General features: G+C 40.8%; 26 protein-coding genes. 5 read left to right on the top strand and 21 right to left on the bottom strand.

All coding sequences use genetic code 11. The features are described from left to right. Positions 1 to 25: 25 nt before the first annotated feature. Positions 26 to 1,204, bottom strand: a complete 1,179-nt coding sequence (locus tag ABT997_RS00575) for a pyridoxal phosphate-dependent aminotransferase (protein ID WP_120701871.1) — start codon at positions 1,202 to 1,204, stop codon at positions 26 to 28. Between the two features lie 298 nt (positions 1,205 to 1,502). Between ABT997_RS00575 and ABT997_RS00580 the strand changes: the two genes are divergently transcribed. After that, positions 1,503 to 1,949 carry a MarR family winged helix-turn-helix transcriptional regulator gene (locus ABT997_RS00580; RefSeq protein WP_023026886.1) on the top strand — a complete coding sequence of 149 codons (447 nt, stop codon included), beginning with the start codon at positions 1,503 to 1,505 and terminating at the stop codon, positions 1,947 to 1,949. 116 nt (positions 1,950 to 2,065) lie between these two features. On the opposite strand, the gene yaaA is transcribed toward ABT997_RS00580, so the two are convergent. Beyond that, positions 2,066 to 2,794, bottom strand: a complete 729-nt coding sequence (gene yaaA / locus ABT997_RS00585; RefSeq protein WP_023026887.1) for a peroxide stress protein YaaA — start codon at positions 2,792 to 2,794, stop codon at positions 2,066 to 2,068. Between the two features lie 95 nt (positions 2,795 to 2,889). Between yaaA and ABT997_RS00590 the strand changes: the two genes are divergently transcribed. From ABT997_RS00590 to ABT997_RS00605, 4 genes are all read left to right on the top strand, one after another. Beyond that, a complete protein-coding gene (locus ABT997_RS00590) occupies positions 2,890 to 3,333 on the top strand; it encodes a DUF1836 domain-containing protein (protein WP_350018641.1) in 444 nt (147 codons plus the stop codon). Positions 3,334 to 3,335: 2 nt separating this feature from the next. Further along, a complete protein-coding gene (trhA, locus tag ABT997_RS00595; RefSeq protein WP_023026889.1) occupies positions 3,336 to 3,983 on the top strand; it encodes a PAQR family membrane homeostasis protein TrhA in 648 nt (215 codons plus the stop codon). Between the two features lie 88 nt (positions 3,984 to 4,071). Continuing rightward, on the top strand, positions 4,072 to 5,340 hold the full coding sequence (locus tag ABT997_RS00600; RefSeq protein ID WP_350018516.1) for an aminotransferase-like domain-containing protein: 1,269 nt from the start codon (positions 4,072 to 4,074) through the stop codon (positions 5,338 to 5,340). A gap of 139 nt (positions 5,341 to 5,479) precedes the next feature. Beyond that, the gene (locus ABT997_RS00605) at positions 5,480 to 6,142 is read left to right on the top strand and encodes a hypothetical protein (RefSeq protein WP_023023430.1); all 663 of its coding nucleotides are present in this window, start codon (positions 5,480 to 5,482) and stop codon (positions 6,140 to 6,142) included. 93 nt (positions 6,143 to 6,235) lie between these two features. Here ABT997_RS00605 and ABT997_RS00610 read toward each other — a convergent pair whose 3' ends face one another. The 19 genes from ABT997_RS00610 to ABT997_RS00700 form a co-directional block, all read right to left on the bottom strand. Then, entirely contained in the window at positions 6,236 to 6,895 is a 660-nt protein-coding gene (locus ABT997_RS00610) for an MmcQ/YjbR family DNA-binding protein (RefSeq protein ID WP_023023432.1), read from the bottom strand. 74 nt (positions 6,896 to 6,969) lie between these two features. Continuing rightward, positions 6,970 to 7,605 (bottom strand): copper homeostasis protein CutC, encoded by a 636-nt coding sequence (locus ABT997_RS00615; RefSeq protein WP_023023434.1) that lies wholly within the window; start codon positions 7,603 to 7,605, stop codon positions 6,970 to 6,972. Positions 7,606 to 7,714: 109 nt separating this feature from the next. Beyond that, the gene (locus tag ABT997_RS00620; RefSeq protein WP_129822000.1) at positions 7,715 to 8,317 is read right to left on the bottom strand and encodes a hypothetical protein; all 603 of its coding nucleotides are present in this window, start codon (positions 8,315 to 8,317) and stop codon (positions 7,715 to 7,717) included. A gap of 174 nt (positions 8,318 to 8,491) precedes the next feature. Further along, on the bottom strand, positions 8,492 to 9,256 hold the full coding sequence (locus ABT997_RS00625; RefSeq protein WP_023023545.1) for a (S)-acetoin forming diacetyl reductase: 765 nt from the start codon (positions 9,254 to 9,256) through the stop codon (positions 8,492 to 8,494). 667 nt (positions 9,257 to 9,923) lie between these two features. Next, on the bottom strand, positions 9,924 to 10,625 hold the full coding sequence (locus tag ABT997_RS00630) for an MIP/aquaporin family protein (RefSeq protein ID WP_155171704.1): 702 nt from the start codon (positions 10,623 to 10,625) through the stop codon (positions 9,924 to 9,926). A 69-nt stretch (positions 10,626 to 10,694) separates the two neighbouring features. Next, positions 10,695 to 12,521 carry a type 1 glycerol-3-phosphate oxidase gene (gene glpO / locus ABT997_RS00635; RefSeq protein WP_117744339.1) on the bottom strand — a complete coding sequence of 609 codons (1,827 nt, stop codon included), beginning with the start codon at positions 12,519 to 12,521 and terminating at the stop codon, positions 10,695 to 10,697. Positions 12,522 to 12,554: 33 nt separating this feature from the next. Beyond that, positions 12,555 to 14,063: a glycerol kinase GlpK gene (gene glpK / locus ABT997_RS00640; protein ID WP_023023551.1), complete on the bottom strand. Its 1,509-nt coding sequence runs from the start codon at positions 14,061 to 14,063 to the stop codon at positions 12,555 to 12,557. A gap of 313 nt (positions 14,064 to 14,376) precedes the next feature. Further along, a complete protein-coding gene (locus ABT997_RS00645; protein WP_350018517.1) occupies positions 14,377 to 15,813 on the bottom strand; it encodes an AcpB/EbpR/MafR family transcriptional regulator in 1,437 nt (478 codons plus the stop codon). 132 nt (positions 15,814 to 15,945) lie between these two features. Then, positions 15,946 to 16,620, bottom strand: coding sequence for an ankyrin repeat domain-containing protein (locus ABT997_RS00650; protein ID WP_195213809.1), 675 nt, complete (start codon positions 16,618 to 16,620; stop codon positions 15,946 to 15,948). Positions 16,621 to 16,906: 286 nt separating this feature from the next. Next, positions 16,907 to 17,758, bottom strand: coding sequence for a CbrC family protein (locus ABT997_RS00655; RefSeq protein ID WP_343093685.1), 852 nt, complete (start codon positions 17,756 to 17,758; stop codon positions 16,907 to 16,909). A gap of 66 nt (positions 17,759 to 17,824) precedes the next feature. Then, positions 17,825 to 18,238, bottom strand: a complete 414-nt coding sequence (locus ABT997_RS00660) for a hypothetical protein (protein ID WP_343093686.1) — start codon at positions 18,236 to 18,238, stop codon at positions 17,825 to 17,827. A 3-nt stretch (positions 18,239 to 18,241) separates the two neighbouring features. Then, complete coding sequence (locus ABT997_RS00665) at positions 18,242 to 19,129, bottom strand: DUF4300 family protein (protein WP_343093687.1); 888 nt, start codon at positions 19,127 to 19,129, stop codon at positions 18,242 to 18,244. Positions 19,130 to 19,492: 363 nt separating this feature from the next. Then, entirely contained in the window at positions 19,493 to 20,227 is a 735-nt protein-coding gene (locus ABT997_RS00670) for an Ltp family lipoprotein (protein ID WP_314369653.1), read from the bottom strand. Between the two features lie 163 nt (positions 20,228 to 20,390). Further along, complete coding sequence (locus ABT997_RS00675; RefSeq protein ID WP_343093689.1) at positions 20,391 to 20,702, bottom strand: hypothetical protein; 312 nt, start codon at positions 20,700 to 20,702, stop codon at positions 20,391 to 20,393. A 333-nt stretch (positions 20,703 to 21,035) separates the two neighbouring features. Further along, positions 21,036 to 21,716: an Ltp family lipoprotein gene (locus tag ABT997_RS00680; RefSeq protein WP_350018518.1), complete on the bottom strand. Its 681-nt coding sequence runs from the start codon at positions 21,714 to 21,716 to the stop codon at positions 21,036 to 21,038. Between the two features lie 153 nt (positions 21,717 to 21,869). After that, positions 21,870 to 22,409, bottom strand: a complete 540-nt coding sequence (locus tag ABT997_RS00685) for an RDD family protein (protein ID WP_350018519.1) — start codon at positions 22,407 to 22,409, stop codon at positions 21,870 to 21,872. A gap of 229 nt (positions 22,410 to 22,638) precedes the next feature. After that, positions 22,639 to 24,387, bottom strand: coding sequence for a glycoside hydrolase family 13 protein (locus ABT997_RS00690; protein ID WP_350018520.1), 1,749 nt, complete (start codon positions 24,385 to 24,387; stop codon positions 22,639 to 22,641). A gap of 253 nt (positions 24,388 to 24,640) precedes the next feature. Further along, entirely contained in the window at positions 24,641 to 25,252 is a 612-nt protein-coding gene (locus tag ABT997_RS00695; protein WP_023023568.1) for a Fic/DOC family protein, read from the bottom strand. Next, on the bottom strand, positions 25,252 to 25,428 hold the full coding sequence (locus ABT997_RS00700; protein WP_141760623.1) for a hypothetical protein: 177 nt from the start codon (positions 25,426 to 25,428) through the stop codon (positions 25,252 to 25,254). Before ABT997_RS00700 ends, ABT997_RS00695 begins: the two co-directional genes overlap by 1 nt. Between the last annotated feature and the right edge of the window lie 115 nt (positions 25,429 to 25,543).

Raw genomic sequence — 25,543 nt, forward strand, 5'->3', positions numbered from 1 at the left:
GATTTCTGTCCCACTCTCTTAATTTTTAATTTTCCATAAATTGATGCAAGCGGCGAACAGCTTCCTTCAGGGTCTCCGAGTCAGTCGCATAGCTAAGACGGACATTCTCTGGAGCTCCAAATCCAGCACCTGTGATGAGGGCAACTCCCACTTCTTCCAGGATGGCAGTTGCAAACTCTGTCACATCCGTATAACCTTTCATCTCCATGGCTTTTTTGACATTTGGGAAGAGATAGAAAGCTCCCTGTGGCTTGATCACATCAAAACCTGGAACTTCGCACAAAAGAGGATAAATGGTGTTCAAGCGCTCCTCAAAGGCTTGACGCATCACCTCTACTGAGTCTTGTGGACCTGTCAAGGCTTCAATCGTAGCATACTGAGAAACAGCTGTCAGATTGGAAGTTGTCTGACCGGTTAGCTTACTCATGGCTGCAATGATTTCTGGGTCACCCACCGCATAACCAACCCGCCAACCAGTCATGGCATAGGCTTTGGAAACCCCGTTGATGACAACGGTTTGTTTGCGAATGGCTTCGGATAAGCTTGAGATTGGAACGAACTCATTCCCGTTATAGACCAGGCGACCATAGATATCATCTGCAAGGATGAGGATATCATGCTCAACAGCCCAATTTCCAATGGCTAAGAGTTCTTCCTTGCTATAAATCATACCTGTCGGGTTAGATGGAGAATTCAAGACCAAAACCTTCGTCTTTTCCGACCGAGCTTCTTCCAATTGTTCAACGGAAACTTTAAAATCATTGACTTGGTGCCCCTTGACATAGACAGGAACCCCTTCCGCCATTAGGACCTGGTCCCCATAGCTGACCCAGTACGGTGTCGGGATAATGACCTCATCACCTGGATTGAGCACAGCCATAAAGAAGGTATAGAGCGAGAACTTCGCTCCAGTCGCAAAAGTGACTTGGTTTGGTGATACTGAATATCCATAATAGCGTTCGAAATAGGTATTGACGGCAGCCTTTAATGCTGGCAGGCCGGAAGCAACCGTATAAAAGGAAGCCCGCCCATCCCGAATGGCTTCTACTGCAGCATCTTGAATATTCTCAGGAGTGTGAAAATCAGGCTGGCCCAAGGTTAGAAAGAGAATATCTTTTCCTTCTGCCTTTAATTTTTTTGCTTTGGCATCACTTGCCAGGGTGACACTTTCTTCCATCTTTAATACACGATCAGAAATTTTCATACCTTACCTACTTTCTATCTGGGACTAGTTCCAGACGAACCAATTTAGACTTAGACTCTACCAGAAACTGTCTACAATACCTATATTATACACCATAGATTAGACTTGGAGCAAGATTTTACTAAGGATTCAAAGAAACTTTACTACTCCTTACTATTCGACAAAAAAATAATTTGACACTAAAGTTAACAGTCATTTTTTCTTCTGTTGATAAATCCATTATCTTGTCACCCGCCTGTAATCTATTTGATATTAAGGCTTAATAGCGTCTAATACTATTTATTGCTAAAATGAAAGTATGAAGAATTTAGAAAAACTATTTGAAGAAGCCCAAACAGAATTAAAAACCATGATTGTCTTTCACAAGGCGGAACGGACTTTTCGTGCAGCAGAGTCTCATGTCTTTAAGGATCATCAGTTGACCCCTACTCAGTTTTCCGTTTTGGAAACCTTGTACAGTAAGGGGGATCTCCGTATCCAGAACCTGATTGACAGTATTTTAGCGACCTCTGGAAATATGACCGTCGTGATTCGAAATATGGTGCGTGATGGATGGATCAAGCGCGAAATCGATCCAGATGACCGTCGTGCTTGTATCGTTTCTTTGACAGAAAAGGGCCGTAAAAAAATTATCGAAGTTCTTCCTGATCATATACGTAATGTTCAAAAAGTCATGGGTGTCTTTAGCGAAGAAGAGCAAAAACAACTTCAAACTCTTCTGAAAAAATTAAAGGGCTCCCACTAAATTCTAACCATTCAATTAGTCGTGTTCATAGCCAACTAACTACAGTTGCCAGCTATGAACACGTTTTTTGATTCTTGAAAAAAAGTACTAGTCTCTGTTGACTAGTACCTTCTATTTTACTCATATTTCACAAAGACTAATTGTTTTTCAGTTGATAAGTCAGACTGGTATGCAAAGCCACTAAAGGTTAGCTGCTTCATCTCTTCTACCTTTGTAATCTGCTTCTCTAATAAAGCTGTCACAAAAGCCCCACGCGCTTTCTTTGAAATGGTTGAGTGAACCTTCAACAGCCCATTCTTCTCTTCAAGGAATTTAAAAGTCACCATCCGATCTTGAATCTCCTTAGAAAAGACGGTTTCAAACTCACTGGAAAGCAAAGAAATAATTAGATCTTCCTCCTGAAGAGCTTGATCATAGCTAGCCTTCCAAAAAGTCTTTAAGGATTTCCCCTGGACCTTAAGCTTCATGAGAAAGTCCAAACGATGGGGAGCAATCGGAGTAAGGGCCGGAATCACCCCATAAAGAGCTGAGGTGATCAAGAGATGGTCTTGCACATAAGCCGCTTCTGCTTCCGTCCAGTCCGTACGGCGGATATTCCGGTACATGAGACCGTCGAAGAGATTCAAAGCTGGATAGGTCTTAGCTGTACCCGACTTGAGCGCTCGGATTCGTTGCTCTTCTTCACTTGCCCGCTCTTCAGTAATCTTATAAAGTGAGGCTAACTCTTCTAGAGATAATGAAGCTAAGGCATCGATGACCGCTTGTGTCTCATTTGATACAGGATAACCCGTTTTTTCTGGGGTATCCAGATTCATTTCTTTTGCAGTTGGAATTAATAGTTTCATAGATTTATTGTACCATATTTCATTTTCGCTTGACATAAAATTACCATCATGTTATCATCTAGTTATTAAAACTAGATAACAAAGAGGTAATAACTATTTTATTCAACTACAGTTATCCCAAGTGGGAAGAAATTCCTGATATTGACCTTTATTTGGACCAAGTCCTCCTCTATGTCAATAAGGTTTGTGCGCCTTTTATCTCAAAGACAGACAAGGGCTTGACAGCCTCCATGGTCAATAATTACGTTAAACACGGCTACCTGCCAAAACCAGATAAGAAGAAATACAAGCGACAGCAGGTTGCCCGTCTCATTGCTATTACAACCTTAAAGACGGTTTTTTCGATTCAAGAGATCGCGGCTACCTTGAACCTCTTGCAGAGTCAAGCCAACTCCGCAGACCTCTACAATAGTTTTGTGGACTTTCTCCATGAAGAGAAAGAACCTTTAGCACCCATTATCGGATCTGCCTGTCGTACCGTTTTGCTCTACCAAGAAACCCTATCCTATATCCATGTTCATTCTGAGGAGGAAAAATAAAAGTGAATTATGCTAGTAAATTAAGTAAACGATTATCCTTTGGAGAAGAAATCGCAAATAGTGTCACCCATGCAGTCGGGGCTGTTTTGATGCTCTTTCTCATTCCAACTTCTGCTATCTATAGTTATGAAACACATGGGACTTTAGCAGCTGTCGGGACCTCGATTTTTGTCATCAGTCTCTTTCTCATGTTTCTCTCATCGACAATTTACCATGCCATGGCCTATGACTCACCTCAAAAGTATGTCCTTCGCATTATCGATCACTCCATGATTTATATTGCCATTGCAGGTAGCTATACACCCGTCGTTCTTTCTCTCATGAACAACTGGTTCGGCTATGCCATTATCCTGATTCAATGGGGGACGACTATCTTTGGGATACTCTACAAGATTTTTGCTAAGAAGGTAAATGAAAAATTCAGCTTGGCCCTCTATTTGATTATGGGATGGTTGGTGATTTTCATTATCCCACAGATCATCAGCCAAACAAGTCCAACCTTCTGGGGTTTGATGCTGATGGGTGGCCTGTGTTATACAGTTGGAGCTGGATTTTACGCCAAAAAGAAACCTTATTTCCATATGATTTGGCACCTCTTCATCTTAGCCGCTTCTGCTCTCCAATATATCGCGATTGTGTATGTCATGTAAGACAGTGACTCTCTTATAGGGAGTCACTTTTTAGTTGCTTTTTTACACCCAATTGACTACAATAAAGAAAAATTGTACGGGGACAGTTATGACAACCAAATACCAAAAGATTTTTACTACATTGAAAAACCAGATTGACCAGGGGATCCTAAAAACTGGAGACCGCCTGCCTTCCGTTCGCCAACTAGCCAGTCAGTATGCCTGTAGCAAAGACACCGTCCAACGGGCCCTTCTCGAGCTCAGCTACAAGAACTACATCTATGCCAAGCCCCAAAGCGGCTATTATGTCCTGGAGGAAGAAACTGGAAAGCACACAGACCTACCTCTCCGACTCAAGGAAGATCGATTCCAGGCCTTTGAAGACTTTCGGACTTGTATCAACGAAACCCTTGTCGGTCGTGATAATTACCTCTTCAACTACTATGAAAAGCAGGAAGGTCTAGTCGATCTCCGTCAATCTATTGCCTCTCTCCTTCGAGAAGATGCCATATACACCCAGGAGCAACAAATCATTATTACCTCAGGGACCCAGCAAGCTCTCTACCTCCTAAGCCAGGTAGCCTTTCCGAACCAAAAAGAAGAAATCTTAGTAGAGCAGCCAACCTACTATCGTATCAATAAGCTCATCAAAGACCAGGACTTGCCTTACCAAAGTATTAGTCGTTCGCCCAAAGGAATTGACTTTGATCAATTGGAAACGATCTTTAAAACCGGCAGGATCAAATTTTTCTATACCATTCCCCGCTACCATTATCCTCTGGGACATAGTTATAGCAAACAAGAGAAGGAACAGATTTTGGCCTTAGCAGAACTCTATGATGTCTATATTGTCGAGGACGATTACTTGGGAGATTATGATCCACATTTTTCTCCTAGCTTTCATTATCTGGATGCATCTGACCGGGTCATCTACATCAAGTCCTTTTCTACCAGCCTCTTTTCTGCCCTCCGCATCACTTCTATGGTCCTGCCCCAAGCTCTTCTTGCCCCTGTCTTAAAACTCAAGGGTACACTCGACTACGAAAGTAACTTGGTCATGCAGAAGGCCTTGAGCCTCTATATTGATAATGGCATGTTTGCAAAAAACAAAGAGCTTCTGCACCAACAGCAATTCATCCAAAAAGAGCAAGCTTCTTCCCTACTCCAGCAACATTCCCTATCCGTCCCTGTATGGCCGGTCATTGGAGGAGTCTTACTAGATTTAAGACAGGTCCCTTCGGTCGCTCGACTGAAACATAGCGGTCTCCCTCTCCACTTCTTCGAATCTGCCTATATTCAAAGCTGTCCCTATGCCTTTGCCCGTATCAATCAGGACAAACTGGAAGAGGTTTTACCCCAAATTATCGCTTATCTATGATTCAATCCCACCCTTCTATTTCTTGAGTAATTTTATATACAAAACTATGTTACGAAAATATTACATTTATTACAAAAATCACTTGACATCTGTAACAATAGGAGTATAATCTAAGTCAGAAAGATAAAGAGGTGATATTATGAAACGATCTTTGATTCGTTGGACTGCAGCCTCTCTTGTGGCTGCATCACTTGGACTTGCTTTGGGAGGGTGTGGCTCAAAAGATAAAACAACTTCCTCATCCGAAAAAGCTTCTAGCTCAAAAGTTGAGAAAAAACCAAAAGCTAGCTTAAATAAAAAAGCTACAGTTTCTTCTTCTCAAGCAAAAGAAAATACTACTCCTTCAAGTCAGGCAAGTAACCCGTCAGCTTCAACTGAACCGAACAAGGCAGAAGATACATCTTCAACTGATCAAGCAGTTGTTCCTGCAGCACTTGTCGGCACTTGGGTAGGATCTAGCCCTCAGGCGGATAGCATCAAAATGACTATTGAAGCTAATGGAGATATTACAACTGTCGTTAGCTTTAAAAATGATAGTGAACCAACCCGCACAGCCACCTATACTGCAAGAGCTATTCAAGCATCTGGTAATGTCTATTACTGGGAGTCAGAAGGTCTTAATGGCGCAGATGCTCTTCTTCCTGGTATTACTGGTTTAGGAGTAGCAAATTTCCGCTTCAAACCAGGATTTATCCTTGAGGAAGGTCATTATACTCCGATAGCCTTCACAACAGATATCAATACAGAATTTGACTATAGCAATTACAGAGATTTCCACTTCTCATTGACCAAAGAGCAATAAGGACAGGAAATTCTCTAATAAAAAAAGAATGTTGACCCTCAACATTCTTTTTTTATGTTTTATTCACTTTCACAAATCAATTGGGTTAAACCCTTACTTCTTAGTCAGGGCCCAGCTCTTAGCCACAAGCTCAAAGAGAAGATCATCCTCCACTCGACCATCCAAGGGAATGCTGATCCAGTACTTCTTGTTCATATGATAAGCCGGATAGAAATGGGGTTCTTCTAAGAGTTGGCTGACATGATCCTGTTTAAGATTTAAGACCTCAATCTTCCCTTCCTGCCTCGCATCTAGCTTGGACCAGTCTATCTTCATCAAGACGCCAAACCATTTGAGATCCTTTTGATGACGGAAGACGCCCGAGTCCGGAGAACGGTCCCAGAGGTATTCGATAGGACGGTCATATTGCCGGCTGATCCAATCCACCAAGCGCTTGGTCTGAGGATACAAAAAATCTTTGACAGCAAAACAGGAGCTTCTGATATCCTCTAAGGCCTGCTGGCAAGCTTCTCTGACTTGGCCAACATATTGACCAACCATCTGGTCCATATGAAGCTGCACATAGTCGTCGCCTGTCTCCTGATCCACTAGCCAAAAATGCACTTGCTTACTTTGGACAGTCACATAAAGTTTGAAGTCTCCATCCAGGATCTGTTGATCATAGTGAAACTTCTCTCCCTGCTTTGAAAACCCATAAGCTAGAGCTTTTTCATTGTCTATACTGTATTTCTCAAAATAATCTGGTAAAAACACGTACTACTCCTTTCCTCCAGTATACCAAAAATCAAGAAAAAAGAGCTGAGATTTCTTCCTCAACTCATATATCTTTAAAAGACAACACGAGTTCCATGGACCTGATCCACCCCTGGAACATCAAGGAAAAGCTGACGATTCTCCAAAGAGACTCCTCCACCTGCCAAGATTTCTAACTGGCGATCTGCAAGCTGGGCATACTCTTCGTAGCGTTGCAACCGTTGTTCTAAGTCTGTTTCTGGACTGCCGGCTCTTGTTAATAGTCTCGTCACGCCTACTTTCTTCATCCACTCGATACTCGCAGCTTGATCTTCTAAAGGAATCTGGTCAAATGCCATATGCATGGTCAATTCAAATCCTTGACTGGCTTCGATGAAACGAAGCATGGCATCTTTATCCAGCTGATTGTCAGCAGTCAAAGCCCCAACAGCTAAACCATCAACACCCAGGTCACGGGCAATTTTCCAGTCTTCTAACATTATGTCTAGCTCTTGCTCAGAGTATACAAAATCTCCACCTCGTGGACGAATCATAACGATGACCTTTGCCTGATAATCTTTAGCAAGCTTCACAGCCTCTTTGATCACACCATAGCTTGGAGTCGTACCTCCAACCGCTAAGTTATCACATAATTCTACACGACGCGCTCCTGCTTGAAAAGCCTTCTCTAACAGTGTTATGTTCTCTGCACAAAATTCATATAACGGCATCCTAAATCTCCCTGTATTTGAAATCGTTTTCTTGTTCTACCTTACTCTTTTTTCATTTCTTTGTCAATTAGAAAAACCATCAGCCTCATCAGAAACCAATGGTTGATGCTTAATAGGAAATTGGAACAATAATCTGTAATACCATGTTCCCTTTTTCGACCTTCGCAGAATGGATTCGGTAGCCACTTGTCGGCATGGTCAATTGGATTTGATTCCCTATCATAGTAGCTCCTGTGCCCTCTTGGTTAACTTTTTCAGCAATCTTTGAAGCAACCAAGCTACGTGGAATCGGCAGATGTCCAAGACGGGCCCGTTCTAGGTTCAAGGTCAATTGTTGATCCGTCACACTAGCTGAAAAGTCCATGCTCACCATGGTTTCCACCGGTCCCAGTTCAATCGGAACCTGAACATTGATATACTCTCCATTCATAGCAACTGCTGTATTGAGGAGAGTTTCATCTGTCATTTCCCCTGCCATGGATTTAATAACTTGGCGCAATTGAGGAGAATTCAGTTGAAGCTCTGTTTGCAGGCCAGAAGCAGTCACGTCTGCTGTAGAGAAGCCTTCTTGAGCCAGATCTACCAGCGAAGTATTCACTGTTACATTTTTAAATTGCTCTTGAGTCGAAACCTTTGCTGGTATCAAGAAAACTGCTAAGACAATAACTAGGAGGAAGGTCAGTCCGATGAGTCGTTTGATCCATTTCCACATATGGTCACCTCTTTTCGTTTTGATGGATAGAAGAGAATTCACCTCTATCACTATTGATCTATTCTTTTTAAAATACGACTTCTATTCTACCCTAATTTTTCAAAAAAAGCGAACGAGAGGAATAAGGTGCACATAAGAAAAGAGGTGGAAAAAATCCCAACCCCTATTTGAATGTTAATGGAATTGCATCCCACCATCCACGATGATGGTTTGTCCTGTAATGTAGTTTGAATCAGGACCAGCAAGGAAGCTAACCGCTGCAGCGACATCTTCGGGTTCGGACAAACGTTTAAGGGTAATATCTTTAGCGAAAGTTTGCATACCCCATTCGTCATCTTTACCAGCGTTCTTACCAACTTCATGAGCGATATCATACATCATTGGAGTCTTAACGATACCAGGTGCATACGCATTGACAGTAATACCTGAATCAGCCAAGTCACGTGCCAAAGTTTGAGTGATACCACGAACTGCAAACTTAGTACCACCATAGACAGTCAAGTTAGGGTTACCTACAACACCTGCTTGTGAAGTTGCATTGATGATTTTTCCGCCATGGCCAAGCGCCTTGAATTGAGCTTGTGCAGCTTGAGCACCCCAGATGACACCACCAACGTTGATGGCAAAAGTGCGTTCAAATTGTTCTTCTGTAATCGTATCAAGTGGTGTAGTTGGAGCAACACCAGCGTTGTTAACGACAACATTTAAATCTCCAAAATGATCCACAACTTTTTGGAAAGCTGCAGCCACTTCAGCTTGTTTGGAGACATCAGCAACGACCGCAAAAGCATTCTCTGCTGATAACTCAGCTACTGCTTTTTCTGCTGTCTCAGCATTGTAGTCTAAGACTCCGACCTTGAAGCCATCTTGTACCAATCGTTTTGCAATCGCAAAACCGATCCCTTGACCTGCACCTGTGACAATAGCTACTTTAGACATATGATTCCTCCTTGGTATCCCCGATACCAGCAAACGTTCATAGAAGAACAGCAAAGGTTGACAGTCAGTTTTGGGTGAATCTATCATAAGTTCCTTCCAAAACTATGCTAACAGTATACTCCTTTGTGAAAAAAGTGTCAAACTCTAGCCTGTTATTTTCTAAAGTATTTTACAATCTATCTTATCTTTATTTAGTAATAGATTAACTGATTATAATAATTTTGAAAAGGGTTTTATATCTTGACAAAAACACTCCTATTGCCTATTGTTTTGGGCCTTATTTCATGCTACACTAATTATAAGACAATCAAATAATAAGGAGATCTAACAATGAAAGAATTCATGGATAAATTGAATAACCTACCTAAACCAGTTCAATACATTATTGCGATCATTATTTTCTTTATTGCGTTTTACATTTCTTATAGCTTGTTTTAAGTTAGAACGTACAAAGCTCTCTTTATCTGATACAGTATTTTAAAAGAGAGTGGGACAGAAATCGGTAATTCGTTAGAATTCGATTTCGTCGTCCCACCTCCTCACAGTTGAGTAGGGCTGTAAAAGCTGATGAAATCAGCGTGGTAGAGCCCACTCAACCACTGCGTCTTGCTCGATAATCCAAAGACAATTGAGAGGCTAGGACTTTTGTCCCAGCCTCTTTCATTTTTTAAAACATTTTAAAGACTGCTACTGCAAGTACTGCACCGATGATTGGACCAACTACTGGGATCCAAGCGTAACCCCAGTCACCATCTCCTTTGTTAGGAATAGGAAGGAGGCTGTGCATGATACGAGGTCCTAGGTCACGAGCTGGGTTGAGAGCGCAGCCTGTAGTTCCACCGAGAGACAAACCAATCCCTGCAATCAAGGTACCAACGGCAAAAGTACCAAGTCCTGCTTGAAGGTCATAAAGACCAAGTGCAAAGATGGTCAATAGCAAGACAAAGGTTCCAAGGATTTCACTGATTAGATTGGAAGTAGTGTCTTTGATAGCTGGACCTGTACTGAAGGTTGCAAGGATATTTCCAGGATTTTCTTCTGCTAGGTAATGCGGTTTGAACTGTAACCAGACAAGGACTTGCCCCACCATGGCTCCAGCAAATTGAGCGATGATATAAGGAATCACAGATGCCCAAGCTAGTCCACCATTAAGAGCAACCCCAATCGTCACCGCTGGATTCAAATGTGCCGGACTTAACTTGCCAGAGATAAAGGCTGCCACTGCAACTGCAATCCCCCAACCAAGAGTAATGACGATCCAACCTGAGTTATGGCTCTTCGTTTTCGGAAGAACCACTCCTGCTACAACCCCATTTCCCAAAAGAATCAGGATTAAGGTCCCTAAAAATTCACCAAATAATTCTTTCATATGATTTATTTCTCCATTATAAAGAGGGGCCGGTCAGATATTCTTCTTTCCAACCCCTTTTTGTTTTTCTTAATTTTTTAATGCTGCCAAGTCATTGTTTTCCAAAGCGACTTGCAAGTCTTGACGGTAGCCAGCTTTTTCTTCTTCTGACCATTCATAGAAGCGTCCCATTTCATCCAAAACAGGTTCGACAATTGCATCTAAGCTATCTCGCATGAAGAGCATGTGGTTCGTCCGACGAAGAAGGAAGTCAACTGGGCTAAGTGCCAATTCATTGCGCATTGCATAGTGAAGTGATAAGGTATCTGCTAGGCTCAATCCAGGTGCTTGTTCCACGCTATGAGCAAGGGCGAAGACCTTAGGTGCATTAGAACCGTATAGGTTAGCTAGGTAGTGAGCTTCCTTGCTATCCAAGCCACGAGATACGCCAAGTTGAGCAAAGGCTTCGATTTCAGAATCCACGTTCGTTGGGTTAATTTCTCCACCTGATACTGGATAGGTCTTAGAGTTGATCAATTTGAACTGACGGTCAAATTCTTCCTTGAGAATGGTCAAGACACGCTCCATCGCTCCTTCAGCCATCTTGCGGTAGTCTGTAATCTTCCCACCAGCCAGGGTCAAAAGACCATTGTCATCGCGGTCTAAGCTTGATCCACGAGAAACAGCAGATGGATCCAAATGTTTTTCAGAAGTGCTGCCTTCCAAGTGGCTGATTGCTGATTCAACATCTTCACGCGATTTTTCTTTAGAAAGATAGCCTTCAACTGTTGCAATCAAAGCATTAAAGCTTTCATCACTGATAGTGCCGTTGTTTCCACCATTGTAGTCAGAAGCACTGTTTCCTGAGATCAACGGACGAAGACCAGCCCAGCTACTTTCGATATCATCGATGGTGATGTGAGCTTCTGGGAAGCGGTTATTCACGATTCCTAACAAGTAGTCGACATCTTCTTGAGTTACTGTTGGATGCTCTAAGTCGCCAGTGTAGTCCGTGTCAGTCGTTCCGAAGTAAGTTTTGTTTTCACGTGGCAAGACGAAGACCATCCGACCATCTCCAAGACCAGTATCAAAGTAGACTGGTTGAGAAACTTTGATCTTGCTTGAATCTACGACCAAGTGAACACCCTTGGTTGGACGCATTTGTGAATGCTGCTCTCCATCGTTTGAGAGGTTACGCACTTTATCGCTCCAAGGACCAGTTGTATTAATCACCAAACGAGCCTTGATTTCAAAGACTTCATCAGTCAAGAGATCACGCGCCACTACACCTGTGATCTTGCCAGATTCATCAAAGAGGAATCCTTCAGCTTTTACGTGGTTAGCAATGAGGGCCCCATCTTGGTTGGCACGTTTGATATTTTCAATCACCAAACGAGCATCGTTGTTACGGAAGTCTAGGTAGACCCCACCTCCGACTAGACCTTCTTGTTTCAACTCAGGCTCACGAGCCAACACTTCTTCTTTGGTCAAGACCTTGTTGGCAGCTGGAGTATTGCTGACACCTGCCAAGAGGTCATAGAGGTCCATGGCTACCTTAAGACGGAAGAGGCTAAAAGTTGCCCCATCTTCATCATAGACTGGTAAGAGCATTGGGTCTGGTTTTGGAATATGAGGAGCAATTTGTTGCACTACTGCACGTTCTGATACCGTATCTGATACCACTTCTACGTCAAATTGTTTGAGGTAACGAAGTCCACCGTGGACCAATTTTGTTGAACGGCTTGATGTCCCTTCCGCAAAGTCCTGCATTTCAATCAAACCTGTTTCAAGACCACTTGCTGCTGCCTGCAAGGCTACCCCAGCACCTGTGATCCCTCCCCCGATAATCAAAAGATCCAGGGTGCGTTCTTGCATTTTCTTAATCGATAATTCACGAGTTTTCTTTGAAAATTCCATAATTCTTCACTTTCTATCCTACTGAAGTCTTGACTAGTCTTCAATTTCTGCAAAGAGTTGGGTAGCTTTAACAGCTTTCTTCCATCCCTTGTAGAGTTGTTCTTTACGAGATTCGTTCATAGAAGGCTCGAAGAGTTCACCAGTTGCATTGAGTTCTTTCAATTCATCTAGGTCTTTCCAGTAGCCGACTGACAGGCCAGCAAGGAAGGCTGCCCCCAAAGCTGTTGTTTCCAAGTTTTTAGCACGAGCGATATCAATACCAAGAATATCCGCTTGGAACTGCATCAAGAAGTTATTCATAGCTGCTCCACCGTCCACTTTAAGGACTTGAATAGCCGTCTTAGCATCAACCTGCATAGTATCGATGATATCCCGTACTTGGTAAGCAATGGATTGAAGAGTCGCCTTAATAAAGTCTTCTTTGGTTGTTCCACGAGTCAAGCCAAAGACAGAACCACGAGCATTTTGATTCCAGTATGGTGCTCCTAGACCTGTGAAGGCCGGTACCACATAAACTTCATCATTGTTGTGAGAATCACGCGCATATTTTTCAGATTCAGGTGAGTTTTCCACCATACGAAGACCATCACGAAGCCATTGAATGGCACTACCCGCGATAAAGATGGATCCTTCTAAGGCATAGTATACTTTCCCGTTAATTCCATATCCAATGGTAGTTAGCAAGTTATTTTCAGATAGCTGCATCTCTTCACCTGTATTCATGATGATGAAAGATCCAGTACCGTAAGTATTCTTGACCATACCTGGTTCGAAGGCCAACTGTCCAAAGAGGGCCGCTTGTTGGTCACCCGCCATACCAGAGATAGGAACTTCTCCACCGTAGAAATGGAAAGGAGCTGTTTTTCCATAGATTTCAGAGTTTGAACGCACTTCTGGAAGCATAGCCTTAGGAATATTGAGGACTTCCAAAATCTCATCATCCCATTTTAGGTCTTTAATATTGTAGAGCATGGTACGAGCAGCATTTGAATAGTCTGTTACGTGAGAAGCTCCGTCTGTCAACTTCCAAACCAACCAAGTATCGATGGTTCCGAAAAGCAATTCTCCTTTTTCAGCCCGTTCTTGTGCTCCTTCTACATGGTCCAAGATCCAGCGAATCTTAGTTGCTGAGAAGTAGGCATCAATGACCAAACCTGTTTTTTGGTGGAATTTTTCGACATACCCTTGGCTCTTAAGCTGTTCAGCTAAAGGAGCAGTTTGGCGAGACTGCCAGACAATGGCATTGTAGATTGGAAGTCCAGTATTCTTATCCCAAACAACGGTTGTTTCCCGTTGGTTGGTAATTCCGATAGCTTCGATTTGTCCTGGTTTGATGCCACTCTCGATAAAGGCACCAGCGATAACAGACTGAACAGAGTTCCAGATTTCATTTGGATTGTGTTCAACCCAACCAGCTTGAGGGAAAATTTGCGTGAACTCTTTTTGGCTAGAGCTTACTTTTTCTCCTTTTTTATTGAAAATGATGGCTCTTGAACTTGTTGTTCCTTGGTCAATTGCCATAATGTATTTTTCTTGTGACATGAACTGTCCTCCTGGGAAAAAGAAATATTCTTTAGGAGACGTACTCCTTACATTTTCTATTATACAAAATAAACCGCTTTCATGATCATCAATTTTTTTAAGAATTTTAAAAAATTTGAGTAGATGGGTTCAGAACCCTTATTTCATAAGGATTTCTAAGACTTAGAAAAAATGAAATTTTTAGAAAAATCTAATAAAAAAGCCAGGCAGAACAATTCGTTTAGAATTTGTTCTGCCTAACCTCAAATTTTTAATTACTACTAATTCAGCTCAATAATATCGTAAAAGTCTCATTAAGCATTGAATAGCTTTATTAACCTTCTTCTTGGTAGATCATCTGGCGAATATTGGCTAGATCGATCATATCTAAATCATATTTTAAATAATAGACAGGAATCCGCTGGGTAAGGCTAATCGGATTGTTGGTCACGATCAAATCGTAATCTGAAGCTGGATCAAAGGCTTCAATGGTAATAAAACGATTGTACTCTAAGTAGCGCTTGAGGACTTCTGTCATCCGTGTATAGCCTAAATAGCCCACTGTTAAGTCTAAGCCGATCTTAATTTGTCTCCCACTATTTTCTGCGATATAATCCATTAACTGGAGCCACTCCCACTTTATTTTTTTATCCAGTGCTGTCCCTTGGCAAAAGATTGGAAGTTTGCTAAAGATAGTGTCTGCTACTTCTCTATAATCATGACTACTAAAGACATAAGGATTGTGGCTTTCAAGTTGGTACTTATACTTGTCTTGAAGAAGGTAGCCTGTAAAAAGATATACCTGTCCACAAATTTGGCTTAATTCATTGGTCACAGGGCCTTCGATATAATCCCCTAATAACTTCTGCGTTTTCATCTCTTGAATGAGTTGCGTTGTCAAATTACCAATCTCTCCCCCAAAGCCTAAGATGTACTCCATAGTATGAAGCGGGAGGATCCGATGGGTGACAAGGAAAGCAAAGAGGACTAACATCTCTCCATCTTCATGGCTAAGAGCGATGTGTTTCCCAGAAAAGAGCTGGTTTACCCGACGAAATAAGCGTTGGTAAAAAATGTTGTCCGTATAGCCCTTCATCTTCTGTTCAATTTCTTGAAACTGACAGGCATTGATCTTAAGTCGTTGCTGGCTAATGTGGGACCATAGAACAAAATCCAAGCGTTGTCCTTGAGACAACTGGGCACCACAGAGCTCTTCTAGGGTTTCAATTTCGGTTTGCCTTTCTTTCTTGGCAAGTTCTTGTTTCCAGTCTGCACTAGCCCAAACCTTTCGTAGCAAGCCAAAATAAAAATAACGAATTTTATGTTCAGGTCCCTTGAGGCGCCCATTTTGAATTGAAATAGAGAACTCAGTTAATAATTTATTCAAGGCAGAAATATGACGCCCTAGTGTGGCTTCACTAATCAAGAGTTCCTGAGCTAGTTGCTGGGCTTGAAACTGGCCCTGATAAAGCAAATAAATCAATAGTTGGTACTTGATCGAATTGTCCAAAAAAGCCCGTCGAATGTCACGCCCCTTGGTATCCGAACCCACAAGAAGGCGAAGATTTTCATCTTCTAGTTCAATGGAAAGGGCCAGCTGATTCTCTTTGGCCTTGTCATTAATCAGTGCAAGATATTTGTTCAAGGTTGCTTTGGAAAATTCCGTCTCAGCCATCACTTCTGACAGACTACTTGGGGAATGCTGTTGCAGATGTGACAAGATTAAAAACTGTCCACCCTCACTTTTTTCCATTAAATCAGCTAAATGCATTTTCAGAAAACCCTTCCATTATTCTATCTTTAGAGTACCATAATTTGCCCAAAAGAAAAAACAATCTGTTTCTACCCTCGTTAGCAGAAACAAAAAGAGCCCTAAGACTCTTCTAAGTCATATTTCAAACGCTTATAAAGATCTGCTCTGATCTAAGCGATTTAAGAATTCCATAGTCGGGCTGTCCTGGTAAAGTTCTTTGAGAGGAATCTTATAATAGGCAGAGATTTCGTCCGAAGTCACACCGTAACGAATCAGGAGATTATAAATACGATTTAAATCATGACGTAATTCCTCCGTGATGAGGACATTATCTCTTGTTTCTTTTGTTTTCCAAGAATAAGATGGCAGAACTTCTTTGGTTTCTATTAAGATAGTTTGTAATAAGGTTCCCCCATGACTATTCTTCTGAGAGATATCTGCCCCAAGTTCCAACATTTTCTCGAAAACCTTGAAAGACTGGTCCGCCTTTTCCTTAGACGAATACATTTCATATTGGCCATTCCAACGTTTGATCATGCGCCTGCAGTCAAATACAGCTCGTCCACCGGCTGTTTGGATGACCGGTTGACAAAATGGATTCAGCTCTGTCGGCTCTTCAATAAAGTTAAGATCTGCCCCTCTATCAATGAGTAAGTCTGCAATATCTAGATGTCCCGATTTGATAGCGACTTGAAGAAGGGATTGCCCTTGATCTCTTTTGGGTTTGTCACCCGAAACAGCATTGACTTCTTCTGGCTTTTTATCCAATATCTGACGGACGGCCTCTAGATCTCCTCTTCGCAACAACTGAAAGGTTTTTTGCATGGTCTTTCCCCCTTGAATCACCGATAATCCTAACTCTGAGTTCTTCGTTAAACTAATTATATCATTTTATAGACTTCTCTATGAAGTCCTATATGTTGGAATGCGTCATTAGCTAAAAAGTTTTATTTTATCACCGTATAAAAAACCTCCCACCGAAATTAGATGAGAGGTACAACACTATTTCTATGATTTTCGTATAGCCACTAGCCAAGAGGATACTAAGATTTCGAAAATAATTTGCTCATTTTACCTCCGTAACAGGAAGATAAATCAGATAGATCGCGCCCTAATCCGCGTCAACCCACAGATGGTATTGTTCACAATGGAGACATCGAAAGAGATAGCCACACATAGAACCATCCTTGACTAAGTATTCAGCTACATCCTGAAATTCATTACGTGCTTCGTATTCTGCTAAGACTTGCTCAGCAATGCCCATTTCTTCCAGTTCACGAGTGCCAACTGTCCCCAGATAGGCACAGTAGTCTTGGCAACAGGAGAGCCAATATTCGCCCTGCCAACTACTATAGCCAGGAGTTTGACAGAATAGGATCTGGTCTTTTTCCTTATCCATGACCACTTGCCAATCAGCATCTTGGATAAACTCTGCTTCAAACATCTGGGCAGCACGACCAGTAAAGATACAAGTTGGACAGAGATGCCTTAGCTCCTCCACACAATAGGGTCTCAACGCATAATAGATAGTGTGTTCTTCCCCACATGAAGGACAGTTCTTGAGCTCCCCTTCCTTAAAGGCACCCGTCGCTAGTGGATCCGGATGATAGCGGAAGGTTGGCAAGGAACTGATTTTCTCTTTATGAGTCTCTTTTTCTTTTTCAGTCAAAGGACGAGGGAGAGCAAAGCGATCTCCATGACTATGACTCATCTTTTCTAAGGTAAAAAGTTTCTTAACTTGCTTGCGATCGGACTTGTCTACTAGCTCTGAGAAGAGAGCAAAGGCACTGGTATACAAGCCCAACTCTTGGTAAACATCCACCAAGACCTGCTTAGCTTCTGGAGTTTCCAGTAAAGCCAGCCGATCCGCAAATTCATAGAGAGCTAGCACGCTGGATGAATCCTTATCTTGTTCTTGGAACTGCTTTTTAAGGCGGATATATTCTTTCATAGAATCGTTCATAGGACTACTCGCTTTCATTTTTAAAGGAATCAAATCGTAGATTCTATTTTTACAGATGATTGTATTCTAACGTGAATCATGTACTTTAAACCCATACCTACCTGTATTTCGTTTGAGCCTCTCCACCAGCTCTTCATTCCGCCTGCTTTTCCCAAAAAAGAAGGGAATAGTCTTTCCATTTCTAAGCTCGATATAAAAAGTATAGCGAGCCCCACCACCAGATCGTCCACGAAAAATTGCATAGGTGATTTGCTTGATCTCTTTCAGTGGGATGCTACGACGACTGAAACACAGAGCGACATGGATATAGAAGATTCCACGGCTAATATGGAAAGGAGCAAAGAAGGGACCTCCACTACGTTTCACGATTGTCCTTCTTCTCAGGAAAAGGAGAAGACTGAAAAAGAGCAAAAAAACTAGCACATATAGAATCGGAGCATAGTCCATTATCTTTCTAAATTCTAACACGCTGTCCTTCATACTCTACTTCATCTCAACCCATTTTTCATTATCCATGATAAAGGGCTTAGCCAGACCTTCGCCCGTGTAGTCTTGGTATTTGGTCTCCAAGTATTTGTAGACATCTTCCTTGGTCGCAAACTTGATCGCTTGATAGGGCTCTTCAAAGGTCAGCTTTTCGACAAAGAGGTAGCCGTCCTTGGCAGGAACCAAGACACCGACGTGCCCGACAAATAGGGTATTGCCATCTAGGTTATCATGAACGATGACGGAAAGCATGCGGGCATTTTCATTGAATTTGAAATTGGCAAAATACTCTTCCATCTTCTTGGCGTGAATCTTGACATCCGTTGTCGCCTCTGTCGGAACCCGTGAATAGAGAATGTTAAAGGCTTCCTTGTCTGCCTCATCGAAGACTTTCCCTTTCTCAATCGCATCATTGTCCACGAACAAGAGTTCACTGTCCGCCTTTTGCTTAGGGATCTCGATGCGGTTCTTCAACAAGGTATAACTATTGATCCGGCAGTTGGTTCCAACGAAATCTCCCTTTTTCTTGGTCCACAAGTCACTAATCTTCTCCACATCGTATTCCGTCTTTTTGAACGTACTAAAGTCGCCCGTCAAGCCAACAGAGCCAACAATGCTATCATAGTCCGTTACTAGACCCAAAAACTTATCTACACTTTCCTGATCCAAATAAGCAGACAAGAGAGCGCGCACTTCTTCGACACTTTCCTTGCTATTGAGGTTGCTGTAAGTTCCCTTGTAGTGCTCCTTGTCTGAACTGGCCTTTTGGACAGTGGAGCTTTCCTGTTTTTCCTTGGATTGCTTTTGGTTGGTCCCACAAGCCGCTAAAGCAAAGATCGCCAAGGCACAGCTAGTAAGGAGCGTGATTTTTTTAGATGGTTTCATAAACTGGTTCCTTTTCTATATACTAAGATGTTTTGTAACATTGAATAGCGTTTTATAACATGATTCTTTTCTTTTTCTTATCGAATCTCCTTATCCTATATTATAGTTTAAAACGGACTTAGCTCCAACTATTTTTCACGAAATGAGGAAACTTTATAGGTAGCAAAAAAAGAGCTGGCAGACTATCCAGCTCTTCAATATGTTACATTGGACTTGTTTTGTATTCATCCCTGTTCAACTAGCAATTACTGGTAGAAAACGTGTTTTGATCATCATTATGCCTCTTTTCATCATTTTCTATCCTAGCTATTTTATATTCATCAGCCTCTTTTAAGTTCTTCAAATCAAAATTAAAATTATTGTTTAATTCAACCAATCTACTTGAGCATGTTCTATTGCGTACTCAGCTTCTTCTTGAGTAAATTTTCTTTTTTTGACAAGTAATTCTAATAACTCCTCTTTTGACATGTTTCCAGGGTTTGCAATAGCTTCCACTTTTTTCACAGCTTCCTCCTTCCAATCGAAATTAACTTGTTCTATAGCATAGTCAGCCTCTTCTTGAGTAAACAGTTCAACATTTATAAGTTGCGAAACTAACATTTCTTTTGAAAAATGAAACATTTGAAGTGATTTTGCTTTTAAAACAGCTTGCTCTTTCCAGTCTATATTAAGTTTATTCATAGCGTACTGGCAAGCATCCTCTGAATACCACCTTGTTAGATCTTGTTCAATTTTCTGTTTCGATAAATGAGAATTTTCTGACAAAAAGAGAGCTTTTACATATGCATCTGTAGATTTATTTGAATTTTTATAATCATAATACTTCGTACTAGAACTTGAAGTCTTACTAGAACTTGAAGAAGAGTATTTTTTATAATCATAATACTTCGTACTAGAATTTGAAGAAGAGTATTCTTGTACAGGATAGGTTACCTTTGATCCTGAATGTGAATTTTGCCATTCATTATAACTTCTTTGATAACTATATACCATAAAAGCTATCCATATTACCATCATTCCAACCATCGCAAAAATAACTATCAAAAATTTTTTCATAATGAATACCTTTACTTGTTTTTCTCCAATGGAATATTTCATCTCTATGAAACTGCTTTCATCAGTATTATATCATGAAATATTGTTCATTTTTATTTACTAGTGTAAAAGTCTTTATGCTAGTGAATAAAAAAGTGACTGCAATCTTTCAACTGCAATCACTCATTCAATTGTGAGATAAAAAATAACAAAGTATTATAAAAGATTATTTAATCTTATGTTTGTTCATCTTTTCTTCAAAGATAGCTGTCATAATGACACGCAATTCTTCCCGTTCTTTTTCAGGAAGGTCTCCTTGACGCTTGGCCACGGCATAGAGTTCAGGATAGTGCATAGCTACACGTTCGATGGTCTTTGTTGTTGCATGCCCTCTGACAAAGAAAGGAATACGCTTGATCCATTCTTGCGGGACAAGAGCGAGCAACTTCTTCGCCGCTTCTTTATCAGAAATCTCAGCTGTACTCAAACCTTGGTTGATTTGTTCTTGTTCTTTTTCTGTAAAATCTTTTAATTCCATATCCATCTCCTTATTCTACTAATTTCTTTACCTAAGGACACATTATACACCTCTGTAGGGGGAAAGTACAATTAAAGGAACTGAAAAATAGAACAAGGGTAAGCCATCCCTCATCTATCTCTTAATCGTTAAATCATATGAAGTTTATTAATCTCCAATTTATTGTGGAGCATCTCCTTTTTGCTTTAAGTAATAGTCACTGTTCAACTAGCGATTATAGATAGTAATCGTGTTTTAATCATCATCATGCCACTTTTTATTAATTTTCTATCCTAGTTATTTTAGATTCATTAGACTCTTTTAGGTTCTTCAGATCAACACTAGAAGTATTGTTTAATTCGACCAATCAATTTTAGCATGCTCTATTGCGTACTCGGCTTCCTCTTGAGTAAATTTTCTATTTTCAACAAGTATTTCTAACATCTTTTCTTTCGTAATCTTGCCACCTCTTACATAAGATTCCGCTTCTTTCACAGCATTCTCCTTCCAATCGAAATTTACTTGTTCTACAGCATAATCAGCCTCTTCTTGAGTAAATAGTTCAACATTTATCAGTTGCTCTGCTAACTTTTCTTTTGAATAACGATACTTTTGAAGTGATTTTGCTGCTAAAACAGCCTGCTCTTTCCAGTCTATATTAAGCTTATATACAGCGTACTGGTTGGCGCCTTCAGAATAATTATAAATCTTTATTTTATCTTTTATAGCCTGCATCGAAATAGGAGAATCCGCTGACAGATTTTTAGCTGTTTCATATGCCCTTTTAAATTCTTTTTCTACTAAAGTTGGAGAAAAAAGTTTTTTAACAAGCAAATTAAATAATAATTCGAAATTATCATTATATTCATCAATTGGATTAGAGTATTTTTCTACAGGATAAGTTTCTTTTGTCCATGAATAACTCGAATGATTATGAGCTTCTTCATAAGCTTTAATATATCCATTATACATAATAGCGAACATTCCTATCAACAATACAAAAATCGCAAAAATAAATATCAAAAATTTTTTCATAATGAATACCTTTACTTGTTTTTAGTCAAATTAATTTGTTATTTTGTTCTTAATAAAAAAATATTGTAAACTCTACGGTCTCATTCATACAAATACTTCCTTACTATATTTGTCTTTTTCTTTAAGGATAGGATAGGATAAACAATCTGTACCCTATTCTTCTTTTGGTTGGACTTGCGTATGGGCTAGCAGATCTCCTAGATGCCTCTTATCTTTCCGAAACACCGTCATTGCCAGTAAGGAGACTGCGAGTGAAGTCGCCGAAATAGAGAGGCTAATGGATAACATATCAAAATCACTATAGAAGCCATGAATCGTGCCCATATGACCGAGTTGCCAAGGTAAAAATTTGATGACATTTCTAATCAAGCTTGCCTGCACTGTTTTTTTCTGGTAGACCAGTTCAAATCCCGCTTTTACCTTCCCCAAACTCCCATTTTTTGCATAATCCAAGAATGTGAACAGGAGCATGATTGGCAAAACAGAGGTGAAAAATACAAGCCACTGCGACTGAATTTCTATAAACTCTGGGACACCATTAAAAAAAATGATGTAAATAAGCATAGAACCTAAAAACAGAAGAAGTAAATAAGCTAGAATGAAAAGATAATCGAATAGAAATTCTATCATTCTTTTTTTAACCGAAATAGGATTGTTTGCTAAGATCTTCATCGCCGGCTCCCCCTTTCTCATCTCCCATTATAATATAAGGGCACAAATAAAGAAACCATTTATATAAAGAGGCTGGGACAAAAGTCCTAGCCTCTCATTTGTCTTTGGATTGTCGAGCAAGACGCAGTGGTTGAGTGGGCTCTACTACGCTGATTTCACCAGCTTTTATGACCCTACTCAACTGTGCGGAGGTGGGACTACGAAATCGAATTCTAACGAATTACCGATTTCTGTCCCACTCTCTTTCTTACTAATTTTCCCTATAAATAACAAAGCCATTTGGCTGAATGATCAAGCGATCATCGGAAATGCTTCCAAGACTCATCAGATCTGCCTGTCCTCTTTCTAAGACAAAGTCTGTCTTCGAGTGGTTAAAGTAGGCTTTGAGAATCTGACCCTCATATTGCCATTCTACTACCACCACATCTGGCTCTACTTCTTTCAGACTCACTTTACCATACTGAATCATGCCCGCTACTTCTTTTCGGAGCTGGATCAATTCCTTCATAAAGTTTAGCATGTCATTGTCCACTGACACGCGATCCCAGGGCATGACACGGCGGCAATCTGGATCTGGACCACCGATGAGGGCTAGCTCCGTTCCATAATAAATACAGGGCGTACCCCGTTGCAGATAGAGGAAGGCGAGAGCAGACTTGACAGATGGAAGATCCCCTTTTGCCGTCGTCAAGATGCGCTCTGTATCATGCGAGTCTAAGAGGTTAAACATAACCTCAGAAATCTGCTGCCTGTAGTACATAGACTGGCTATTGATTTCCCAAATGAAGCGTTGCGTCTCCTTATGCCCCCGCAGGAAATAATCCTTGATACTTTCAGAGAGGGGATAGTTCATCACCGCATGGAACTCATCGCCCTTGAGCCAAGGTTGGGACGAATGCCAGATTTCCCCGAGGATATAGAGATCCGGCTTCTTGGCCAAGACCGCTTTACGGAAATCCCGCCAGAATTGATGGTCGATCTCATTGGCCACATCCAGTCGCCAAGCATCAATATCAAACTCTTCAATCCAGTAAGTCGCCACCTTCAAGAGATAGGCCTTCACCTCAGGATTAGCCGTATTGAGCTTAGGCATAAAGCCCGCAAAGGCAAAAGCATGGTAAGATAAGTTGCGACTATTCCACAGATTTTCTGAGGAGACAGGGAACTCTTTGATATGGAACCAGTCCTTGTAAATCGAATCCTCCCCGTATATGACCACATCCTGCCATTGGGGTGAATCATAGCCAATATGGTTGAAGACGGCATCCAGCATGATCTTCATCCCACGCGCATGGGCCTCTTTCACTAGCTGGCGGAAGGTCTCCTTATCTCCAAAATGTCGATCAATTTCAAAATAATCAATGGTATCGTACTTGTGATTGCTCGGCGATTCAAAAATCGGGCAAAGATAGAGCCCTGTAATCCCTAGATCCTGCAAATAGTCCAAGTGATCGATGATCCCTTGCAAATCACCACCAAAGAAATCCAATACTTGAGGAGCAATAGAGGCATCCCAAGGACGAACACCTTCTGGGGAAATGGCTGGATTCCCATTGGCAAAGCGCTCAGGAAAGATTTGGTACCAAACCGTCTGAGCCACCCAATCTGGAACAGCACACCCATCAATCTCATGGATAAAGGGAAGCTTAAAACCGTTCATGACGAAGTCCAGGTTCTCCTTGTTGTAGGCTGCCACACCCCGATCTCCGTACAAGACCTTCTCTCCCGCTGTGTCCTCTAATTCAAAGAGGTACTGGATCCGGGCATGGCGGACAGATACCGACACTTGCCAATAATCAAAGAGGTCGTCTGTCGTCACCTTGTCCATTTCCTTAGTTGCCTCATAAAGATCCTCTATAAAAATAAAGGGATCCCCATAGTGCAAGACAATTCGTTTGATATCTTCTTTCTTGGTCCGGATGCGAATGTGAAGCTGGCCGTCCTTATAAAGATAGGCGTACTCCGATTCAGGCCTGTGATAAATCGCTGTTAATTCCATCTGTCTCGTCTCCTACTATACTCTCTTTTCATCATTTACCAATTTATGCAAACGATTCCATAAACTATTTCTAGTATACTACTTTATAAAAACGTTTGCAAGATTCTGAGAGATCATTTTAGATTACTCACTTTTTATAATTGTATTGCAAAACAAAAAGCCCAGCAATTGGGCTTAAAGATTTTTGTTGAAGCAATGACTTTACCTTATAAGCATCACTTTATACTGTTTCCTACTAAAATATACTACAGATCTATATTTCTGTTAATAGTTTATTGAACAGTTGTTCGAGCTTACTAGTATCTCCATAAACTGTTCCATCCATATATAAGTGATAGATATCATCATCTAAACCAATTGAAATTTCACATTCATACCCTTTCATCAAAGCTAAAGAACGGATAACTTCTCGTTGAGTACGACCATTTCCTTCTCGAAATGGGTGAAAATAATTTAGATTATCTAATATCTCAGCTAAACTTTTACAAATCTCAATTTTATTATTTGCGTTAAGTAAATAGTTTGAAAGCAAGGTATTTAAAAATTTTTCTGCCATATCAAAAGACTGAACTGGCATAAAAGCATTTCCACTTTTAGAGATATTTACTTGACGGTATTGACCTGCCCAAGTATACATTCCTTCAAAAAGAAACTTATGAATCTTTAAAATATCTGAAACAGTATTTACTTCAATTGGATTAATAAACAGTTTTAAACTTTGGCTTGCTACTAAACGATATTCTAATTCTCGTGCTTTATTATCATTTTTCTCATTAAATTTATTTATGAGAACAGATGAATGGGGATAGGTGTATAAATTATCAGGGTCTATATAATCATACCCATCATATATTTTTCTGACCATTATCCAACTCCTAATGCAACTGCCTCTTCTCTCAGTCGCTCCACGTCTTCTACCGTGGGATGCCATCCTTCAATCATATTGGTGCTCAGAGCAAACCAGACGCTCTTAAAAACCTTTTTGTTGTCAAAAATCACACCCATAATCATCATTTTTTCTTTATCTATATCTAAGGTCATATTCTACCTCCGTCCTATTATTATAGCATATTTTCAATCATTTTAGTTCTCCTATTTAGTACTTACCCTACACAAAGAGCCCAGCGATTGGGCTTTCTCATTATCATAATAACTT

It is taken from the genome of Streptococcus australis, from assembly GCF_040226615.1.
Lineage (GTDB): Bacteria > Bacillota > Bacilli > Lactobacillales > Streptococcaceae > Streptococcus > Streptococcus australis_E.

Excerpts from the sequence above, each read along its gene's own strand:
- glpO (WP_117744339.1), bottom strand. The coding sequence starts at position 12,521 with ATGGAATTTTCAAAGAAAACTCGTGAATTATCGATTAAGAAAATGCAA.
- ABT997_RS00690 (WP_350018520.1), bottom strand. The coding sequence starts at position 24,387 with ATGGAATTAACAGCGATTTATCACAGGCCTGAATCGGAGTACGCCTAT.
- ABT997_RS00700 (WP_141760623.1), bottom strand. The coding sequence starts at position 25,428 with ATGACCTTAGATATAGATAAAGAAAAAATGATGATTATGGGTGTGATT.
- ABT997_RS00680 (WP_350018518.1), bottom strand. The coding sequence starts at position 21,716 with ATGAAAAAATTTTTGATATTTATTTTTGCGATTTTTGTATTGTTGATA.
- ABT997_RS00600 (WP_350018516.1), top strand. The coding sequence starts at position 4,072 with ATGACAACCAAATACCAAAAGATTTTTACTACATTGAAAAACCAGATT.
- ABT997_RS00645 (WP_350018517.1), bottom strand. The coding sequence starts at position 15,813 with ATGCATTTAGCTGATTTAATGGAAAAAAGTGAGGGTGGACAGTTTTTA.
- ABT997_RS00580 (WP_023026886.1), top strand. The coding sequence starts at position 1,503 with ATGAAGAATTTAGAAAAACTATTTGAAGAAGCCCAAACAGAATTAAAA.
- ABT997_RS00675 (WP_343093689.1), bottom strand. The coding sequence starts at position 20,702 with ATGGAATTAAAAGATTTTACAGAAAAAGAACAAGAACAAATCAACCAA.
- ABT997_RS00630 (WP_155171704.1), bottom strand. The coding sequence starts at position 10,625 with ATGAAAGAATTATTTGGTGAATTTTTAGGGACCTTAATCCTGATTCTT.
- ABT997_RS00685 (WP_350018519.1), bottom strand. The coding sequence starts at position 22,409 with ATGAGAAAGGGGGAGCCGGCGATGAAGATCTTAGCAAACAATCCTATT.
- ABT997_RS00605 (WP_023023430.1), top strand. The coding sequence starts at position 5,480 with ATGAAACGATCTTTGATTCGTTGGACTGCAGCCTCTCTTGTGGCTGCA.
- ABT997_RS00575 (WP_120701871.1), bottom strand. The coding sequence starts at position 1,204 with ATGAAAATTTCTGATCGTGTATTAAAGATGGAAGAAAGTGTCACCCTG.
- ABT997_RS00620 (WP_129822000.1), bottom strand. The coding sequence starts at position 8,317 with ATGTGGAAATGGATCAAACGACTCATCGGACTGACCTTCCTCCTAGTT.
- glpK (WP_023023551.1), bottom strand. The coding sequence starts at position 14,063 with ATGTCACAAGAAAAATACATTATGGCAATTGACCAAGGAACAACAAGT.
- yaaA (WP_023026887.1), bottom strand. The coding sequence starts at position 2,794 with ATGAAACTATTAATTCCAACTGCAAAAGAAATGAATCTGGATACCCCA.
- ABT997_RS00670 (WP_314369653.1), bottom strand. The coding sequence starts at position 20,227 with ATGAAATATTCCATTGGAGAAAAACAAGTAAAGGTATTCATTATGAAA.
- ABT997_RS00665 (WP_343093687.1), bottom strand. The coding sequence starts at position 19,129 with ATGAAACCATCTAAAAAAATCACGCTCCTTACTAGCTGTGCCTTGGCG.
- ABT997_RS00655 (WP_343093685.1), bottom strand. The coding sequence starts at position 17,758 with ATGAACGATTCTATGAAAGAATATATCCGCCTTAAAAAGCAGTTCCAA.
- ABT997_RS00615 (WP_023023434.1), bottom strand. The coding sequence starts at position 7,605 with ATGCCGTTATATGAATTTTGTGCAGAGAACATAACACTGTTAGAGAAG.
- ABT997_RS00695 (WP_023023568.1), bottom strand. The coding sequence starts at position 25,252 with ATGGTCAGAAAAATATATGATGGGTATGATTATATAGACCCTGATAAT.
- ABT997_RS00625 (WP_023023545.1), bottom strand. The coding sequence starts at position 9,256 with ATGTCTAAAGTAGCTATTGTCACAGGTGCAGGTCAAGGGATCGGTTTT.
- ABT997_RS00650 (WP_195213809.1), bottom strand. The coding sequence starts at position 16,620 with ATGCAAAAAACCTTTCAGTTGTTGCGAAGAGGAGATCTAGAGGCCGTC.
- ABT997_RS00660 (WP_343093686.1), bottom strand. The coding sequence starts at position 18,238 with ATGAAGGACAGCGTGTTAGAATTTAGAAAGATAATGGACTATGCTCCG.